Annotated in this window: 10 protein-coding genes; 6 read left to right on the forward strand and 4 right to left on the reverse strand. The window is 69.0% G+C overall.

Annotated features, from left to right (window positions below; all coding sequences use genetic code 11):
• The first annotated feature begins 23 nt into the window (after positions 1 to 23).
• The 5 genes from BLV94_RS17120 to BLV94_RS17140 all read left to right on the forward strand — a co-directional run bounded on the left by BLV94_RS17120 (position 24) and on the right by BLV94_RS17140 (position 8,096).
• Complete coding sequence (locus tag BLV94_RS17120) at positions 24 to 1,859, forward strand: Hsp70 family protein (protein ID WP_074933753.1); 1,836 nt, start codon at positions 24 to 26, stop codon at positions 1,857 to 1,859.
• A gap of 6 nt (positions 1,860 to 1,865) precedes the next feature.
• Positions 1,866 to 3,824, forward strand: coding sequence for a LuxR C-terminal-related transcriptional regulator (locus BLV94_RS17125; RefSeq protein ID WP_072937431.1), 1,959 nt, complete (start codon positions 1,866 to 1,868; stop codon positions 3,822 to 3,824).
• 119 nt (positions 3,825 to 3,943) lie between these two features.
• On the forward strand, positions 3,944 to 5,095 hold the full coding sequence (locus BLV94_RS17130; RefSeq protein WP_072937432.1) for a hypothetical protein: 1,152 nt from the start codon (positions 3,944 to 3,946) through the stop codon (positions 5,093 to 5,095).
• A gap of 112 nt (positions 5,096 to 5,207) precedes the next feature.
• Positions 5,208 to 6,527 (forward strand): S1 family peptidase, encoded by a 1,320-nt coding sequence (locus BLV94_RS17135; protein WP_072937433.1) that lies wholly within the window; start codon positions 5,208 to 5,210, stop codon positions 6,525 to 6,527.
• 258 nt (positions 6,528 to 6,785) lie between these two features.
• Positions 6,786 to 8,096, forward strand: coding sequence for a S1 family peptidase (locus BLV94_RS17140; protein WP_072937434.1), 1,311 nt, complete (start codon positions 6,786 to 6,788; stop codon positions 8,094 to 8,096).
• A gap of 88 nt (positions 8,097 to 8,184) precedes the next feature.
• Here BLV94_RS17140 and BLV94_RS17145 read toward each other — a convergent pair whose 3' ends face one another.
• The 4 genes from BLV94_RS17145 to BLV94_RS17160 all read right to left on the reverse strand — a co-directional run bounded on the left by BLV94_RS17145 (position 8,185) and on the right by BLV94_RS17160 (position 11,392).
• A complete protein-coding gene (locus BLV94_RS17145; protein ID WP_072937435.1) occupies positions 8,185 to 8,886 on the reverse strand; it encodes a DUF8020 domain-containing protein in 702 nt (233 codons plus the stop codon).
• Positions 8,883 to 9,593, reverse strand: coding sequence for a DUF8020 domain-containing protein (locus tag BLV94_RS17150; protein WP_241031512.1), 711 nt, complete (start codon positions 9,591 to 9,593; stop codon positions 8,883 to 8,885). Before BLV94_RS17150 ends, BLV94_RS17145 begins: the two co-directional genes overlap by 4 nt.
• Positions 9,594 to 9,976: 383 nt before the next feature.
• Complete coding sequence (locus tag BLV94_RS17155) at positions 9,977 to 10,651, reverse strand: DUF8020 domain-containing protein (protein WP_072937437.1); 675 nt, start codon at positions 10,649 to 10,651, stop codon at positions 9,977 to 9,979.
• A gap of 294 nt (positions 10,652 to 10,945) precedes the next feature.
• Positions 10,946 to 11,392 carry a hypothetical protein gene (locus tag BLV94_RS17160; RefSeq protein ID WP_072937438.1) on the reverse strand — a complete coding sequence of 149 codons (447 nt, stop codon included), beginning with the start codon at positions 11,390 to 11,392 and terminating at the stop codon, positions 10,946 to 10,948.
• Positions 11,393 to 12,011: 619 nt separating this feature from the next.
• On the opposite strand from BLV94_RS17160, the gene BLV94_RS17165 reads away from it, so the two are divergent.
• Entirely contained in the window at positions 12,012 to 15,263 is a 3,252-nt protein-coding gene (locus tag BLV94_RS17165) for a (Fe-S)-binding protein (protein ID WP_072937439.1), read from the forward strand.
• Positions 15,264 to 15,311: the final 48 nt, after the last annotated feature.

The following is a 15,311-nucleotide window of genomic DNA, read 5'->3' on the forward strand; positions in this document are numbered from 1 at the left end:
CGCCCGGACCACAGGAGTGGAACATGGCTGCAGCGCTCGGCATCGGTGTCGGATCGGTCAATACGGTGGCCGCCGTCGACACGGACGGGGCGAGCGTGACGGATGCCGCCGACCTCACCGTCCTGTCCCGCGCGAGTGTTCTGCACCTCTCCCCCGACCGCGCACCCGTACTCGGCGCCGACGGCGGCGAACCGGATGCGGTGACGGTGTCCGACTTCGCGAACCGCGTCGGCGACCCGGTCGGGATCCTCACCGACGACGGCTCGACCTACTCCGGCGAAGACCTCGTGGCCACCGCCGTGAGCTGCATCGTGCACGAGGCGGCATCCGGCAGGCACGGCCTCCCGGCCACCGTCGTCGCCCACCCGACCGTCTGGCCGCCGTACACCGTCGGCGTCCTCGCCGACGCGCTCGAGCAGGCCGGCGTCGCGGACGCCACCCTCGTGTCGGAGGCGCAGGCGGTGATGACGTGGCTCGAACGGACCCGCGGCACCCTCGGCGACGCGTTGACCGTCATCTACGACCTCGGCGGCACCTCACTCGACATCACCCTGTTCCGTTCGGACGCACATGGCACGGAAACCGGGGTCCTCGGCAAGCCGGTGCGGTCCGAGGACTTCGGTGGCGCCCACTTCGACCACGCCGCCATGCAGTACGTCCTCGGCAACGTCGCCGACGAGTTCGGCGACATCGACCCCTTCGCCCCCGACACCGTCGCCGCGCTGACCCGCCTGCGGACCCGGTGCACCGCGGCGAAGGAGGCACTGTCCTCCGACACCGAGGCCACCATCGGCATCGAACTGCCCGGCATCTCCACCGACGTGCGGCTGGTGCGCTCGGAACTCGAAGACCTCATCCGCGAACCCCTCCAGGACTCGGTGACGCTGGTCCGCGAGAGCATCCACGCCGCAGGCCTCGAATCCAGCGACGTCACCCAGGTGGTACTCACCGGCGGCAGCGCCGCGATCCCGCTCGTCGCCGAACTTCTGTCCGCGGAACTGCGGGTTCCCGTCGTCGCGGCCGAACGTCCGGGCCACACCGCCGCCCTGGGTGCCGCGCTGCTCGCCGCCGACCGGGTTGCGGGGCGCGCCGCCGCCCCGACGATCGCGCGGATGCCGGTCGTCGTTCCCACCGCCGCGCCTGCCACGGCAGCGCCTGCCGCCGCCCCGGCCGTCGAGTCGGACGCCGACACCGTCGTCCTCGCCGCCCGGCCTCCCGCACCGAGACCCGTCGACCCCGCCCCCACCGGGATGTCGCGCAAGAAGAAGGCCGGGATCATCTCCGCATCCGTCGCCGCCATCGCCCTGCTTGCTGCGGGCGGGCTGTCGCTCGGCACGGTCTTCGACGTCGCACCGGCGTCCAGTTCGGGTTCGACCTCCTCGCAGTCGTCGGGCACGTCGGCGGGCGCCGCCTCCACGTCCGGTGTTCCGGCGGAGGCCGCCGCGGCAGGCGCCGTCGCACCCGGCACCGAGGCTGCGGGTGTCGCCGCCGCAACCGGCGTCCCCGGCACCGCGGCCGGCGTCGCGACTCCGGTCGCCGCACCCGGCACCGTCCCACCCGGCACCGTCGCACCCGCCGCGGCCCCACCGGCTGTCGCGGCGCCCGGCACGGCCCCGGCCCCCGCCGCTGCGGCGCCTGCCCCCGCACCCGCACCCGCACCGGCACCCGCCCCCGCGCCGGCACCTGCGCCCGCTCCGGCACCGAGCGTTCCGTCCGACGGCGGCGCCGCGATCGCCAACACCATCGTCGGCGGTGCCGGCGCGGTGGGTAACACCGTCAACGGCGTGGGCGACACGGTCGGCGGCGTCGTCGGCGGAGTCACCGGCCTGGTGCCCGGCGTCCTCGGCAACGGCGGATAGGGCGACGTGTCCACGCTGCCCTCACCGCTCCCTCCCACGGAACTCGCGGACCTCGACAGCCCGCAACTCTCCGCTCTCGCACTGGTTCTACTCGGCAGCGACCTCGACGAGACCGTCGTCGCCCGGGTACTCGACGTCGAACCCGACCGTGCCCGCGCGGCCGTCGACGCGCTCCGTTCGGACGGCTGGGTCGACGAACGGGACACGCTGGTTCTCGCGGACCACACGCATCTCACGACCACGCTCGGCGAGAACCGCCTGCACATGCTGGCCCGCCGCCTGCTCGCCCATCACGTCGACGGCGGAACGCTCACGCTTCCCGTCGCCCGCGCGGTGGCCGCGACCGGCACACCCAGCGAGGAATTGAGCCAATTCCTCTGCGCCCAGGCCGAACTCGCCGAACCGGCCGTCGCCGTCGCGCTGTACGCCGAAGCGGGCCGGGTCGGCAAGCTCCGCGACACGGCCGTCGTCGCGTACGCCGAGGCGAGCGCCCTGAACGGTGACCTCGACACCGCGGTCGGGCTGGCCGATTCCGTCCTCGAACGATCCGCGACCGTCGACGGCCCGGAACTCGCTGCGGCCGTACGCATTTCGGCCGCAGGTGCCGCGTTCTGCGGCATGATCGACCGCAGCGCCGAACTGTACGCCTGGCTCGGTGCGGACCGGGCGGGCGCCGACGCCCCCCTCGCCGCCTCCGTCCTCGTGGTCGCGGGCCGACTCGACGACGCCGAAGCCGTCCTCGCGACGAGCGCGGGCGCACCCCCCACCGCCGCCACCGCCGGCGCCGCCCTCGTCGCGACCGGACTCGTGCAGTCGGTGACCGCGTCCGCGAATGCGGCACTGAACTCACTGACCCGCGCCCTGTCGCTGCCCGGCCGCGCGTCGCGGCCCCGGATGCTGCCCGACTCCCCCGCCGCGATCACCGCCCTCGCCGCACTCCACTGCGGCGAACTCGCCCACGCGGACGCCGTCCTCACCCGGGCCCGGGAAGCCGAGCGCCCCGGCAGTGTCACCGCGAACCGGCACCAACTGCTCACCGCGTGGACGTCGATGGTCCGCGGCGACCTCACGTCGGCGCAGTCCCGGCTCGACGGTCTCGACGCCGCGTCGATGCACCAGCGGGATCTGCTGTTCGTCCACGGCCTGCGGGTCGGGCTGGCGCGGCGCACCGGCGACAACGCGGCCCTGCTCCAGGCGTGGGCGGGCGCGCAGGGCGTGCTCGCCGAGTACTCGGTGGACCTGCTGAGCCTGCTGCCGCTCGGCGAACTGTGGCTCACCGCGATCCGGGTCGGCGAACCCGGGCGGATCACCCACCTCGTCGAGGACGCCCGGTCGTTGCTGCGGACCCTCGGCGAACCGGCGATGTGGGGGTCGGCCCTGCACTGGTACGGCGTGCAGGCCTCGATCCTCGCCGAATGCCCCGCCGATCTGATGCCGCACGCCCGCGCACTCGGCGAGGCCGCCAAGGTCAGCACGTACGCGTCCGGGCTCGCCGCCGCCGGTCGCGCCTGGCTGCGCGTGCTGCAGGGCGACATCGACGCCGCCACCGTCGAGGACGCGGCCCGCACCCTCGACCGGATCGGCCTGCCGTGGGACGGCGCGCGCCTCGCCGGTGAGGCCGCGTTGCGCGCCTCCGACACCCGGGCGGCGACCACCCTGCTGCAGGTCGCCCGGGCCCTGCGCCAGCCGACGTCCGCCGGCAACGGCACCGACTCCGCGGTCGTGCCGAGCCCGAGCACGCCGGGGTCGCTCACCGACCGCGAGGCGGAGGTCGCCGAACTGCTCGTCCAGGGGCTGACGTACCGGGAGATCGGGTCGCGCCTCTACATCTCCGCGAAGACGATCGAGCACCACGTCGCCCGGATCCGCCGGCGGCTGGGCGCCGGGTCGCGGTCGGAACTGCTGTCGATGCTGCGTGCGATGGGCCACGGGTCTGCGGCTCCGCCACCTGTGAGTACTTCTTAACCGCCGGCGGTTAACAAGCACTCACGGGTGCCGTATGTAACCATTCGGCATCGGCGCGCGACACACTGTGCACGTGGTGCGATGACGCACCTCTCGAACCGTGCCAGTAAGGATCTTCCATGACCACCGGAGTCGGACTCACCGTCGGCGATTCGGTTTCCACGGCGGTGGTGACCGCTTCCGGAACCGACGTGAGGACGATCGAACACCCGTCCGTGCTGTTCACGGCCCCGGACGGCACTGTTCAGCTCGGCGACCCCGGCACGGAGTCGACCGGCGCCGTCCGCGACTTCCTCGCACGTGTCGGTGAGCCCGCGGGCATCGAGTACGCGGGTTCCCTGACCCGCGCCGAGGACCTCGTTGCGACGGCGATGTTCTGCCTGTTCCGGGAGGCGTCGGACGGACTGTCCGGCACGGTGAAGGTCACCGCGACCCATCCGTCGGACTGGGCGCCGGAGATCGTCACGAAGCTGCGTGAATCCCTCGACTACATGGGTCTGGGCGACGCGACTCTCATCCCGGAGTCGGTGGCGCTCACCGCGTCGCCGGAGTCCCCGGCCCAGGGTGCGGCGCTGCTGGCGGCCGGGCTGGCCCTGACCGACGAGGACACCAGCGCCGACACCGAGTCGATTCCCGTCGTCGAGGCCCCGTTGCACACCGCGTACTCCGCTGTGACGGCGGTGCCCGCGGCGGCGGCTGCTGCATCCGCGGACGCGTTTCCGCCGGCCGAGACCGAGGCGAGCGCACCGACCGCAGCCGCCAAGCGCCCCGACCGTCGGCCACTGATCATCGCCGGTGTCGCCGCGGCCGCACTGGTGGTGGCCGGTGGGGCGGTCGCGTTCGCGCTCACCGGCAAGAACAGCACCGCGGTCCCGTCGATCCAGGACGCCCAGACCGCGTCGGTGACGACGTCGACCGCGCGACCCACACCGGTCGCACCCGCGGTCTTCCCGACGGCGAGCACGCAGGAGGTGGCCGTGACGACGGAGGTGGAGGCCCCGATCCCGGTCGCTCCCCCGCCCGCCCCGGTGGAGACGACGTCCGTGTTCGTGCCCCCGCCCCCGCCGACGACGACCACGACGACGACGCCGGTGATCACCCTTCCCTCGATCACCACGGTCCCCCAGACCACCACGACGACCACCGCCGCGACGACCACGACGACACCGCCGGAGACAACCACCACCACCACCACGACGACGAAGGAACCGCTGGCCGCGACCACCACGACGACACCGGTGCTGCCTGCGCTGAAAACGCCAGGTCAGTGAGGCTTCGGTCGCACCTCCCCGACGGGTCGACCCGTCCGTAGCTTAAGGTGGGGCGCTGATACCCACCCCAGAAGGAATCCCCAGTGAACGGATTCCGTGCAGAAGGGATTTCATGCGTAACGTGCTGGCGCACCGCGCCGCTGTTGTAGGCGCCTCGGCAATGCTTCTTCTCTTTCCGTTTTCCACTGCCGCCCAGGCCGACCCTGTTACGCAGCCCGACACCACGCAGCTGAGCGCCGACAAGTTGCCGGCCGAACTCGTCGAGGCCATTACCCGCGACCTGAAGATCAGCCCGCAGGAATACCTCGACCGCGCCGCGAAGGCACAGGAGCTGGGTAGTTACGCCGAGGATTTCCGGGAGCAGCATCCCGACGACTTCGCCGGGGCGTGGATCGGCCTCGACGGCAAGCCCGTCGTCGCGGTCACCACGAACGAGGCCGCCGACGCCGCAGCCAAGGCCGGGTACGACACCCGCATTGCGCCGGTGTCCGCGAACGGCCTGGAGAAGACCCTCTCCGACGTGAACGGCTGGATCGCGGGACTGCCGAAGGACGTGGCTTCCCAGGTCAACTCCGCGTCGATCGACGTTCTCGACAACCGCGTCGTCATCGACGTCGTCAACAGCCCCGTCGGCCAAGCGCTGAACCTGCCGACGCTGCTCGCCAACGTCAAGGTGATGCTGAGCCCCGGCGGCGGCGGTCCGGTGGAGCGGGGTCCCCTCGCCGGCGACACGTACATCACCACCGCGGGCGAACTGCCGAAGACGCCGATCTCGGAGATCTCCGTCTGCTCGCTCGGCTTCAACGCCGTCGACGACAGCGGCCAGGCCGTCAACATCAGCGCCGGGCACTGCAACCCCGCCGAGGGTCAGCAGTCGCCGGTGTTCCTCCCCAATCACCAGAACGTCGACGACAGCCAGCAGATCGGCGTGTTCTCGAAGTCGTCGGTGGGTAACCCGGCCGACAAGCTCGACTACTCGGTGATCAAGCTGAACGACGCGGGTGTCAAGGCCGGCCTGGACCGTCCCGCGGTGCGCGGCGCGAACGGCACCACCCTGGAGATCACCGGCACCGCCCGTCCCGTCGTCGGCGCCCCGATCTGCAAGTCGGGCCAGACGTCGTCGTTCACGTGTGGTGTGGTCGCCGCCGATCACGTCGAGACGCAGTTGTTCGTGGCCGACGGTTCGAGCCGCGTGATCAACGGTTTCGCGGGCACCGCCTGCACCCTCGCGGGTGACAGCGGCGGTGCCATCGTCACCGGCACTCTCGCACTGGGCATCACGAGTGGTTCCAATGCCAGCGGCGCCCCCAACTGCACGGAGGCGAACCTGGTGCTGGCACCGGAGGGTGGCACGGCCAGCCTCGGCATCCCGGTCGCGGACATCGTGGACACGGTCGGATCCGGGATGCGCGTGCGCACCATCTCCGACTAGTTCGCCACCGCTTTCACCCTGCGCCCGGTGCCCGTTTCGTCTCGGACACCGGGCGCAGGTGTGTGTACGGCAGAAGCGCCCCGGCTGTCCGGTGTCCGCTTTGTCCAGCGGCGTCGTCCGCCGAGAGTGTTACAGGTGGGAATAGACGGGGCGAACCCATATAGTCGACTCCGACTGTGTACGGCCTTACCTGTCAGGGGGGTCGTATTCGCGTGCGCCCGCGAGGCAACTGCGAACAAACAACATAGAAAGGCCCCCATGCGAAGCTCCATCGCACGTCGTGCCGCCGTGTTCGGCTCCGCCGCGCTGCTGCTCCTCGGTCCGGTCACCGCCTCCGCTCAGGCCGATCCGGTCGAGCCGGGAGTGTCCGGCCAGGCCGCCAAGCTGCCCGCGGAACTGATCGACGCAATTTCGCGTGATCTGTCGCTGAGCCCGGACCAGTACCTGGAGCACTCCGAGCTGGGCCAGAAGCTGGCCGAGTTCGCGAAGATCGCCCGCACCCAGTTCCCGGACGCCTTCGCCGGAACGTGGCTCGACAACGCAGGCACCCCGATCGTGGGGCTCGCCGACGGCGCCGACAAGCAGGCCGCGGTCGCCGCAGCCGAGAAGGCCGGCTTCCAGGTGAAGGATGTGGCGCAGAGCGAGAGCAGCCTGCAGCAGCAGGTGAAGTCGCTCGACGGTTGGCTCGACACCCAGCCGCCCGCCGTCGCCGATCTCGTTCGCGGCGTCGCCATCGACATCGTGAACAACGATCTCGTGCTCCGCGCCGACAACGTGGGCGGGTTGCAGCTTCCGGACTTCCTGAAGGGCGCCCGCGTCGTGCAGTCGCCTGCGACGGCCGCTCCGTTGCCGTCCACCGATCTCACCCCCATCGCCGAACCGCTGCCCGCCGACGCCCTGCTGGGCGGCGACGCGTACGGCTCGCTCGGCGGCGGAGTCGGGCTGCGCTGCTCGCTCGGGTTCAACGGCACCGACGGCTCGGGCAGGCCGGTGAACATCACGGCAGGGCACTGCGACCCCAACCGGGCCGCTGCAGGCACCGCGGAGGCGTCGGAGGCGTTCTCCCTGGTCCCGGGTGGCACCGGTCCGCGGATCGGCACGTTCGCCAAGACCAGCCTGGACATCCACGACTACTCGATCATCCGGGCCGACGACGACGCCGCCCGCCGGTTCGAGAACAACGGCATCCGGGTGCCCGGTGCGGCACCGGTCGCGATCACGGGAACCGCCGACCCGGTCGTCGGCGCCCCGGTGTGCAAGTCGGGTCTGACCACCGGCTTCACCTGCGGTCGCGTCACGTCCGTCGCGCAGACCGTCTCCGTCGGTGAGCGCACGCTGGCCGACAGCTTCTCGACGAGCATGTGCGCCCTGCAGGGCGACAGCGGCGGCACGATCGTGACCGGCACGCTGGCCCTCGGAATCTCGAGCGCCTCCAACGTCGGGCAGTACCCGATCTGCCAGGTCGCAGACGTCGTCACGTTCGTCCTCGGCGAGAGCCCCGAGTTGTTCGCCACGCCGATCAACGAGGTGCTGGCGGAGAACCCGGGTCTGCGCGTGCGCACCTCGTAACGCAACGCCTACCGACGACGACGGCCCGCTTCCCTTCGGGGAGGCGGGCCGTTGTCGTCGGCACACTGGTTGGCTGCGTACGAACCGATCAGGCGGTGGGTTCCGGCGCGGGCGGAACGAACGGCGTGTTGATGGTGATCAGGTACTGGATTCCGAGGATCACGAGCGCGGTGCCACCGACGAAGATGGTTCCGGCCAGCCCGCCGGCGGCGAATCCCGCCATGAGGCCGCCGAGGCATCCCACGGGAGTGCCGATCACGGTCACGGCGAGCAGTCCACACCCGACGGCGAGACCCACGACGCCGAAGATCACCCCGAAGATCAGGCCGCCGATCAGCGTCGCGTAGCCGAGATAGCTGTTGAAGTCGGCCAGCGCGACGTCGTCGCGCTCTTTCTGCGTGTCGAATCCGTCCTGCGCCACCGATTTCAGTGACGCCGCATCGTCGTCGGGAACCTGCGGGGTGAGTTTCACCGTGCGGCCGTCGAGATCGGCGTCGATCGGATACACGACATCACCGAGCCGAATCGTGAGCGGCAGCGCAGCAACCACCTTGCCGCTGCCGTCCACCACCTCGATCGCTTCCCGGGTGTCGGTGATCCGGAACGCGCCCGCGTCGATCGACGTGATCACGGACTCACCCTCGGCGTGCGCCTCGTACCCGATGTCGGGCGAATCCTGCTGCGTCAGCGGCGCTGCATGTGCCGTCCCTGCGGAGATGCCGAGGGAGGCGACGACGAGGAACGCTGCTCCGGTGACGGCCCGCAGGTTCCGTGCAAACCGGCCGCTCATGCCGCGGGTGCCGGTGCGACGAACGGGCTGTTGATGGTGTTGAAGTACTGGATACCCAGGACGACCAGGGCGCCGCCGCCGACCACGATGGTGCCGGCGAGCGCGACGACGGGCGCCACGATCAGCGCCCCTCCGATGCATCCCGCCACCGGCCCGGCAAGACCGAGGAACGGAATCACCAGCGCCGCCGTGCCGGGGATGATGCCGACCGCGCAGCCGATCGCCCCGCCGATGATGGCGGCGACGATCGCGGTGATCGCGGTCGTGATTCCGAGTTGCTGCTGGAAGTCGTCGAGTGCGCGCTCGTCGCGTTCCTGTTTGTCCTGGGGTGCAGCGACGTCGTCGAGGGTCAGCCGTTCCGACACGGGGACGGGTGTCGCTGCGGAGGGATCCATGTTCGGGACGAGTCGCAGGACACGCGCGGACTCGTCGACCGCGACGGCGAAGGGATGCTGCAGATCGTCGACCCGGAAGAACGTGGGAATGGACGCTACGACGCGGCCACCGTCGTCGACGACGTCGACGGTGTCGTTCGCGGCGTTGATCGAGAAGGCGCCGGCGTCGAGGGTGGCCACAGCGGCGTCGCCGTCACGAGCGGTCTGGTAGTTGATGTTCGGGATGCCCTGTTCCGCTGCCGGCCGGGGTGCGGCGGCCGGATCGGCGTATGACGTGGCCGCCCCGACTCCCATCGCCGCGACGACGAGCATGGATGTGGCAGTAAACCGTCGGAGGTTCATCGAGACCCGTTTCAAGAGCAGCGCTGTGACGGACGAAGGTTAGCCTAAGCATTGGCAAATCCAGCAGGCCAGCTCCGCTGCTGTGACGAGGTTCACTTTCGGAAAGTGCATACGACGACGAACCGCCCGCCTCCGGAAGGAGGACGGGCGGTGTCAGGGGTGCTGCAGCCGTGCGGCTACTTCACCCATTTCGCGGTGCCGGACAGCGTGCGGACTTCTCGCGAAGACATCAGAGCAACTTCGGACCGACAGTCACGATCGTGATCACGTAGCCGAAGATGTCGGCCAGGATTCCGAACAGTTCCGCCATGAATACTCATACCTCCCCTGGGCGCACGCGCCTCTGCAACCAGCTACTTCGAACCTTTGTCGTTCTTTGCCCAGACCGTGGTGCCATCGGGCGCCGTCAGAGTCTGCGCAAGCTGGATCCCCGCGACGACCAGGGTCGGACCACCGACGATGACGGTTCCGGCAATCGCACCGACCGCCGCGAACACCGGGACGGTGGCCAGCGCGACGGGCCCGGCAATCAGGCCGACCAGTCCGATCGCGCCGCCGACGACGGTGCCGGCCAGTCCACCGACCGCCGAGGCCAGTGCAAGCTGCTGCCCGAAATTGGCCTGGGCGCGCGTGTTCTCTTCGACCGAGGCAACGTCGCTCAGCGGAAGATCGGCGTCCGCGATCGGCGTTGCCTTCGCGCGATCGATGACGGGAGTCAACGTGAGAGTCTTGCCGTCCTCGCTGACCTTCTCGTCGAACGGGAACTGCAGACCGTCGAAGCGGTACGCGAGGGGCAGCGAGAGGACGGCGTTTCCAGCGCCGTCCTCGAGTGAAACCGATTTCCGATCCGACGACACCACGAATGCGCCTGCGTCGATCTTCGTGACGACTGCCCGATCCTCCACCCGGGTCTCGTATGCGATGTCGGCTCCGGGCTCGGCCACGGGTTCCGCGATCGCCACCCCGGATCCGGCCGCGAGTGCACCCACCAAAAGTGCCGAAGTCGTAACGAAACGACGCAACTTCATTCCATCCCCTTAAGGTTCCAACCCCATCCGTTGCTAAACAGTAACTTGCTGCTGTGACAGATCCCAATTGAGTTTCGACTCGAGAAAAGCCGCTTCACCAATAGTCGACGAGGGGTTATGGAATTTCGGATCAGGAGCGGGGCCGGGACCGAATTCCAAGAATGGCACCAGTCGTCCATTCAGTAATTGCGACAGAAAGCGGGGAACCGGTCGGTTTCTTCGCGGAGGCGGCCCGCACACGACCCGGCCCCGCCGTGCATGACACGACGGGGCCGGCGGATCGAGACGAGGGCCCTACTCGTCCCTGTCCGCGTAGATCGACGTCCCCGGGGCGGCGTTGTACGTCTCCCACAACTGGTATGCACTGACGCCGAGAGTGGGGCCACCGGCGACGATGGTTCCCACCACCCCACCGATGCCCGCCCCGGTGACGAGACCCGCGACACATCCGGCGGGAAGTGTTGCGATACAACCGATTCCGGCACCGGCAATGGTTCCGATCAGGCTCCCGACCGTGACGGCGATACCCACCTGCGCACCGAACTGGCCGAAGGCCCTGTCGTTCTCCTCACGGGACGCGACGTCGTGGAACGGCAGCGGGAGTACCGCGGGTGCCGACGCGGTCGGCGCGGGCGCCACAGGGGCGGGTGCCGAAGCCGGCCCCGCGTGGGAAACTCCGGCAGCAAGACCCATGGCGGTAACCGCCAGGCCTGCCGTTACTGCAGCTCTTCTCACGATCATTGATGCCTCATTTCAGGACCGACGCGACGAAGTACTGATGTGATCGAAGTGCACTGCACGACCCCCGTTTGCGACCGCTGACCAGGGCCGGAAAACACGCTCAGAGTAACAGTGAAATCACGGCCGAAATGTTCATTGACGAAAAATTCATCGGGTCACGAGGCACCGGTCGGCAGTTGGCCGATCACAACGTAATTCGCATGAATTACATGGTGTGAATTACGCCCGGAAGGCGAATTTTCGGCAGCGGCGACATCGACGCTCGGATTATTTGCCCGTCGTTATCCCGCCGCAACGCAACCGCGTCGAATTCGTGACGCAAACTGCGGCTGGAGCAGCCCTCGAGGGCTATTGGACGGCCCCGCGAGGCCGTCGGCCGAAGTTAGGGCGACCTTGGGTGAACGCCGCAATTTCGACCCTTTAACGTGGCGAACAGAAAGTCCGATTGTGGCATGCGCCACATGCCGCATCGGCGCCCCAACTGCAGAAATGCTCCTGAACAGGGCCAAGTTACCCACAGGTAGGATAGATAAGTTACCAGTGGGTAACTTAGCAAGCGTTAGGATCACGAGCAGTCCCGAGGTGGCCGCCCTGCCGCCCTGAAACGAAAGGCCGCGACATGAATGCCCTGACGATCACGTTGGGCACCATCGGCGTGCTGCTGAGCCTCATATGTTGGTTCTCCTTCATCACAGGCGCATTGAAGATGGTCAACGTCGTCCGGATCGGCCAGTCGGCCCCGGATCGATGGCACCCCTTCTTCCCGCGCTTCAAGCAGATGTGTGTCGAGTTCATCGCCCACACGCGCATGAGCAAGTTCCGCACCGTCGGCTGGGCCCACTGGCTGGTCATGGTCGGCTTCATGCTCGGAGCCGTCGTGTGGTTCGAGGCGTACGGCCAGACGTTCGACCCGGAGTTCCACTGGCCGCTGGTCGGTAACACCGCCGTCTACCACTTCGTCGACGAGATCCTCGGCCTCGGCACGGTCATCGGTATCACCACGCTGATCGTGATCCGCCAGCTCAACCACCCCCGCGTGCCCGCGCGGCTGTCCCGTTTCGGTGGTTCCGACTTCAAGGCCGCGTACTTCGTCGAGGCCGTCGTCCTCATCGAGGGCCTCGGCATGATCTTCGTGAAGGCCGGGAAGATCGCCACCTACGGCCACTCCAACCCGTGGACCGACTTCTTCACGATGAACCTCGCGAAGCTGCTTCCTGCGAGCCCGAACATGGTCGCGTTCTTCGCCTTCGTCAAGCTGATGTCGGGCATGATCTGGCTCTACGTCGTCGGCCGCAACATCACCTGGGGTGTCGCCTGGCACCGGTTCGCGGCGTTCGCGAACATCTACTTCAAGCGTGAGGACGACGGCGACGTCGCACTCGGCGCCGCCAAGCCCATGATGTCCGGTGGCAAGCCCATCAACATGGAGGACGCCGATCCCGACACCGACACGTTCGGCGCCGGCAACATCGAGGACTTCTCCTGGAAGGGCTGGCTGGACTTCACCACCTGCACCGAGTGCGGGCGCTGCCAGTCGCAGTGCCCCGCATGGAACACCGGTAAGCCGCTGTCCCCGAAGCTGCTCATCACGTCGCTGCGCGACCACGGCTACGCCAAGGCTCCGTACCTGCTCGCCGGTGGCCGCAAGGACATGGGCGGTGACGAGGTCGGCCTGGTGAACGGCGAAGGCGCCGTCGACGACGCCAAGCTGGCGGCGATCCCCGAGGCAGCCCGCCGGGAGGCCGAGCGCAAGCTGGTCGGCGAGACCGTCGAAGGCGAGCTGGCCCCGGTCATCGACGCCGAGACTCTGTGGAGCTGCACCAACTGTGGCGCGTGTGTCGAGCAGTGCCCCGTCGACATCGAGCACGTCGACCACATCATCGACATGCGCCGCTACCAGGTGCTGATCGAGTCGGAGTTCCCGTCCGAGCTGGCCGGCCTGTTCAAGAACCTCGAGAACAAGGGCAACCCGTGGGGTCAGAACTCCAAGGACCGTCTCAACTGGATCAGTGAGATGGACTTCGAGATCCCCGTGTTCGGACAGGACGCGGACAGCTTCGAGGACTACGAGTACCTCTTCTGGGTCGGCTGCGCCGGCGCCTACGAGGACCGGGCCAAGAAGACCACGAAGGCCGTCGCCGAACTGCTCGCCACCGCGGGCGTGAAGTTCATGGTTCTCGGCGCCGACGAGACGTGCACCGGCGACTCTGCTCGCCGCGCAGGTAACGAATTCCTGTTCCAGCAGCTCGCCATGCAGAACATCGAGTTGCTGAACTCGGTCTTCGACGGCGTCGAGCAGCGCAAGCGCAAGATCGTCGTCACCTGCGCCCACTGCTTCAACGCGCTCGGCAACGAGTACCCGGAGGTCGGCGGCGACTACGAGGTGGTTCACCACACTCAGCTGCTCAACCGCCTGGTCCGCCAGAAGAAGCTGATTCCGGTCGCCTCCGTCGGTGAGGACATCACCTACCACGACCCCTGCTTCCTCGGCCGCCACAACAAGGTCTACGACGCTCCCCGCGAGCTGATGGAAGCCTCCGGCGCGAAGCTGAAGGAAATGCCCCGTCACGGCGAACGGTCCATGTGCTGTGGTGCCGGTGGTGCCCGCATGTGGATGGAAGAGAACATCGGCAAGCGCATCAACATCGACCGGGTCGACGAGGCGCTCAGCACGGATCCGAAGAAGATCGCGACCGGCTGCCCGTTCTGCCGCGTCATGCTCACCGACGGCGTCACGGCTCGCCAGGAGTCCGGCCAGGGTGAGGGTGTCGAGGTCGTCGACGTCGCTCAGCTGATGCTCTCGTCCATCACGCGTCTCGAGCCGGAGAAGCTGACCGAGAACATCAAGGTCGTCCCCCGCGAGAAGCCGGCCGAACCGGCGGCAGCCGAGGCCAAGGCAGCGGTGGTCGAGAAGGAGCGCGTCGAAGAGGCCCCGGAGGCCGCTGCAACTCCGGCCGCCACGGAAGCTCCCGCGGGCAAGGGCCTGGCGATGAAGGGCCTGGCCAAGGCACCCGGCGCGAAGGCTCCCGGCGCCAAGGCACCCGGTCTCGGCATGGCGGGCGGAGCGAAAGCTCCCGGAGCGAAGGCACCCGGCAAGGGTCTCGGCATGGCCGGTGGGGCGAAGGCTCCCGGCGCCAAGAAGGCTGCTCCCGCCGCGACGGCTGACGCAGGCTCCGATGCTCCGGCAGCGGAGGCACCCAAGCCGAAGGGCCTCGGGCTCGCCGGTGGCGCGAAGGCACCGGGCGGCAAGGGTCTGCAGATGAAAGGTGCCGCCAAGGCACCCGGCGCGAAGGCCGCCGCTCCGGCCGCCGCCGCACCGGCCGCGGAGGCTCCCGCCGTCGAAACGCCCGCTCAGGACGCGCCCGCAGCGAAGCCGAAGGGACTCGGACTCGCATCCGGCGCCAAGGCACCGGGCAAGGGCCTGCAGATGAAGGGCAAGGCGAAGGCTCCCGCCGCGAAGGCTGCCCCGGCCGAGTCGGCGGTCGCCGAACCCCAGGCTGCCGCACCCCAGGCCGCCGCACCCCCGGCAGCCGAACCGGAGGTCGCCGACACCTCCTCCGCTTCGGAGGCTCCGAAGGCTCCTCCGGCGGCGAGGGCCGGTGGACTCGGTTTCAAGAGCGGTGCCAAGGCTCCCGGGGCCCGCAAGGCCGCGGCGCCCAAGGCCGCAGCACCGAAGGCCGAGGCACCCGAGGTTTCCCCTGCTGAAGCACCGAAAGCCAAGGCACCCGAGGCCGAGGCTCCGAAGGTGGAAGAGTCGAACGGCGACGGGTCCAACGGCAAGGCAGCGGAGACGGGGCAGGCCCCGCCGCAGGCCAAGCCCGGTGGACTCGGTTTCAAGGCCGGCGCGAAGGCACCGGGCCGGAAGAGCTAGCCGACAGCAGTGAACAGCGACGCCCCCACCAGTCACGGTGGGGGCGTC

Origin of the sequence: Rhodococcus koreensis (genome assembly GCF_900105905.1) — a bacterium.
Classification (GTDB): Bacteria; Actinomycetota; Actinomycetes; order Mycobacteriales; family Mycobacteriaceae; genus Rhodococcus_F; species Rhodococcus_F koreensis.

Coding starts and splice junctions, on each gene's coding strand:
- BLV94_RS17120 (WP_074933753.1), top strand. CDS start 24: ATGGCTGCAGCGCTCGGCATCGGTGTCGGATCGGTCAATACGGTGGCC.
- BLV94_RS17130 (WP_072937432.1), top strand. CDS start 3,944: ATGACCACCGGAGTCGGACTCACCGTCGGCGATTCGGTTTCCACGGCG.
- BLV94_RS17135 (WP_072937433.1), top strand. CDS start 5,208: ATGCGTAACGTGCTGGCGCACCGCGCCGCTGTTGTAGGCGCCTCGGCA.
- BLV94_RS17140 (WP_072937434.1), top strand. CDS start 6,786: ATGCGAAGCTCCATCGCACGTCGTGCCGCCGTGTTCGGCTCCGCCGCG.
- BLV94_RS17145 (WP_072937435.1), bottom strand. CDS start 8,886: ATGAGCGGCCGGTTTGCACGGAACCTGCGGGCCGTCACCGGAGCAGCG.
- BLV94_RS17150 (WP_241031512.1), bottom strand. CDS start 9,593: ATGCTCGTCGTCGCGGCGATGGGAGTCGGGGCGGCCACGTCATACGCC.
- BLV94_RS17155 (WP_072937437.1), bottom strand. CDS start 10,651: ATGAAGTTGCGTCGTTTCGTTACGACTTCGGCACTTTTGGTGGGTGCA.
- BLV94_RS17160 (WP_072937438.1), bottom strand. CDS start 11,392: ATGATCGTGAGAAGAGCTGCAGTAACGGCAGGCCTGGCGGTTACCGCC.
- BLV94_RS17165 (WP_072937439.1), top strand. CDS start 12,012: ATGAATGCCCTGACGATCACGTTGGGCACCATCGGCGTGCTGCTGAGC.